1 protein-coding gene is annotated in these 456 nt (G+C 32.9%); it reads right to left on the bottom strand.

Features of this window, described 5'->3' with window-relative positions:
• Positions 1 to 456: DUF5050 domain-containing protein (locus O0550_RS24105; RefSeq protein WP_258427427.1), on the bottom strand; the 456-nt coding region annotated here is incomplete at both ends.

Below are 456 nucleotides of genomic sequence, written 5' to 3' on the forward strand. Positions count from 1 at the left end.
CCACTACAACTGAATTGATCGAATCATCAGTTAGTTTTGTTCTTTTTGTGCCATCGATCTTCATTTTATAAAGCTTGAAGTCATCCAAGCTGTTTGCGTAATACAACCAGCCATTTGAATAATTTAGAAAGTTAACAGTGTCATCACTTATTTTCATTTTATCACTTCCATCATTCTTGATTCGATAGAAGGCACTCTTATCGTTTCCATTGCGATAATAAACATATTCACCTAATACAACAAGTTCTTCCGCATAATCTGTTGTTATTAATTGTTTGTTTGATCCATCCGTTTTCATTTTATGCAGGATAGGATAATCCGAATAATCCGAGTAATAGATCCAATCATCTACGACATTAATATAACCTGATGGTTCATTGGTTAATTGGGTTTTTGAAGTCCCGTCCGTTTTAATCTTATACATTAAAGTGCTTTTGTCTAATGCTCGATAATAAA

The organism is Brevibacillus halotolerans (assembly GCF_026891775.1).
In the GTDB taxonomy this organism is placed as follows: Bacteria; Bacillota; Bacilli; order Brevibacillales; family Brevibacillaceae; genus Brevibacillus_B; species Brevibacillus_B halotolerans.